The sequence below is a fragment of the Nostoc sp. genome, from assembly GCF_035638895.1.
GTDB lineage: Bacteria > Cyanobacteriota > Cyanobacteriia > Cyanobacteriales > Nostocaceae > Nostoc.
This window is the reverse complement of the sequence record NZ_DASQZC010000708.1, coordinates 1-2,582: the sequence shown is the minus strand read 5'-3', so window position 1 is coordinate 2,582 and position 2,582 is coordinate 1. Positions and strand designations below refer to the sequence as shown.

The 2,582-nt window shown below is 48.2% G+C and carries 2 protein-coding genes and 1 pseudogene; all 3 read right to left on the bottom strand.

The features are described from left to right. On the bottom strand, nucleotides 1-950 hold a 950-nt coding region (locus tag VE944_RS33595), incomplete at its 3' end, for a beta-ketoacyl-ACP synthase 3 (protein ID WP_324988011.1). A gap of 112 nt (nucleotides 951-1,062) precedes the next feature. Then, entirely contained in the window at nucleotides 1,063-2,085 is a 1,023-nt protein-coding gene (gene plsX, locus VE944_RS33590) for a phosphate acyltransferase PlsX (protein WP_324988009.1), read from the bottom strand. Nucleotides 2,086-2,388: 303 nt separating this feature from the next. Further along, nucleotides 2,389-2,582: pseudogene (locus VE944_RS33585) on the bottom strand (leucyl aminopeptidase); the annotation flags it as partial.

Below are 2,582 nucleotides of genomic sequence, written 5' to 3'. Positions count from 1 at the left end.
GCACCAAAGCCGGATGCAGCAACGATGTCATTGGGTTTAATTTTACCTTGTCGCACTGCTTCATCTAAAGCTAAGGGAATGGAAGCAGCGGACGTATTGCCGTACTGGGCGAGATTACTTATAACTTTATGTTCTGGGACATTCAGCCGTTGGGCAACAGCATCAATAATCCTCTGATTAGCTTGATGCAACAGCAGCCAATCTATTTTGTCAACACTGAGGTTGGCTTGAAATAAAGCTTTATCAATGATTTCGGGCACTTTTTGCACAGCAAAGCGGTAGACTTCTTTGCCGTTCATAGTAATAGGTTGGTAAGTGCCTTTGGTGACATTGACACCAGTGAGCAGTTCTTGGGAAGCGCCTGCATAAGCAAGGTTGAGGTGATGGTTTTGAGTGCCATCACTTTTAAGGGCAAATCCTAATAAGCGATCGCTTTTATCAGCTTGTAATACTACTGCCCCTGCACCATCACCAAACAATACACAAGTCCGCCGATCTTCCCAATCTACCCAGCGAGACAAGATATCTGCCCCAATCAACAATACATTTTTATATACACCTGTTCTAATGTATTGGGCTGCTGTAACTAGACCAAACACAAAGCCAGAGCAGGCTGCTGTCAAGTCAAAAGCTACTGCGTTGGTGGCTCCCAATTGCGCCTGTACTTGACAAGCACTACCAAACAAATCATCAGGGGTGGAAGTCGCTAGCAGAATCAGGTCTAGGTCTTCTGGTTTAATTCCTGAAGCTGCGATCGCTTGACTGCTGGCGGCAGTAGCTAGCACGCTCAAGGATTCAGATGGCAGGGCTAATCGCCGTTGACGAATTCCAGTTCTTGTAGTTATCCACTCATCTGATGTTTCAACTACTTCACTCAATGTCTGGTTGTGTAGGGAAGTTGCTGGTACTGCCGAACCACTTCCGGTAATTGCTACGCCTAAATTTTGCACTCCTAATCTCCCCAGCTATCAGCTTTTTGTCTTTTGTCCCTTGTCTTTGTCTTTTGTCTTTCGTCCTTGCAAATGACAAATGACAAATGACTCATGACTTATGACTGAATCGCTAACCGCTTTCGCGCTCTAGGATATATTGGGACTGAATGCGTTGTAGCACTTGGTTGTCAACAGCTTCTTTTGCCATGCGAATAGCATTAAAAATTGAAGGAGCTTGTGAGCTACCGTGACCGATAAAACAGACTCCCGCCACGCCTAGCAGCAAAGCACCGCCGTGCTCTGCGTGATCCATGCGCTGCTTAACCCGCTTCAGGTTTGGTTTTAAAAGTGCAGAACCGATTTGACCGTGTAATCCTTGAGGTAATTCTTCTCGCAGAATTTGCAGAATCACTTCTCCGACGGCTTCAGCAAATTTTAATAATACATTGCCCACAAAGCCATCGCAGACAATCACATCAAAGCGACCGGAAAGCACATCACGCCCTTCGGCATTGCCAATAAAATTTATTTGAGAATTTTCGCGTAGTAGTTGGTGAGCGCGGACGGCTGCATCATTGCCTTTAGAGTCTTCTTCACCGATATTCAGCAAACCTACCTTCGGTTCAGTTGTACCTAAGACATATTGACTGTAAGCCGATCCCATGACGGCAAACTGCTCTAAAAACTTCGGACGGCAATCTACATTCGCGCCGACATCAAGTACCAACACTGGCTTACCAGCAATAATCGTGGGAAAAACAGTCCCTATGGCTGGGCGGTCAATTCCCGGCAATCGTCCTAAGCGGAGCAAAGCTGATGCCATCGCTGCCCCAGAGTGACCGGCAGAAAACACGGCATCTGCTTTTTGCTGCTTGACTAAATCCATCGCCACATTGATAGAAGCCTTGCGTTTGCGTCTAACTGCATTTAAAGGCTCCTCATCCATAGCGATCGCTTCCTCAGCAGGAACGATCTCCACCTGCCCTAAATTCGTTTTCGGCGGCAAGGCAGCTTCTATTTGTTGAGGATCACCAACCAGTAATACATCTACACCCAGTTCTTCCCTTGCTCGCAATGCGCCAGCAACGATTTCACCGGGTGCGTGATCCCCCCCCATTGCGTCAATTGCGATCCTTACGCGAGTCGATCCCATTGCTCACAGTTTCTAGAAACCTTACAAATTTTACCAGATAGCTTTGCCGAAAAAGCTTAACTTTCTGACCGCCAAATTATTTCTGTTACTATTGCAACAATTTTTGCTGGCAAGCTCAAGATAGCACGAATTGTTTGGGAGTAGGGAGTGGGGAGTGGAGGTTGGGGATTAGGGACTGGGAGTTGGGGATTGGGGATTGATTATTCGCCTTGTCTCCCTCATCCTCCCCTGCCTCCCCTGCCTCCCCTGCCTCCCCTGCCTCCCCTGCTCCCCCTGCTCCCCCTGCCCCCTACTCCCTACTCCCTACTCCCCACTCCCTTCTACCCAATTAACTAGCGTCCGAACGCCGTAGCCGGTTGCCCCCGCACTGTCGTAGCCATTTTCTTTATCTGTCCACACTGGGCCAGCAATATCTAAGTGCGCCCAAGGTGTATCTTTGACGAATTGCTTAAGGAAAAGGGCGGCGGTAATAGAACCACCTGGACGCGGGCCAGTAT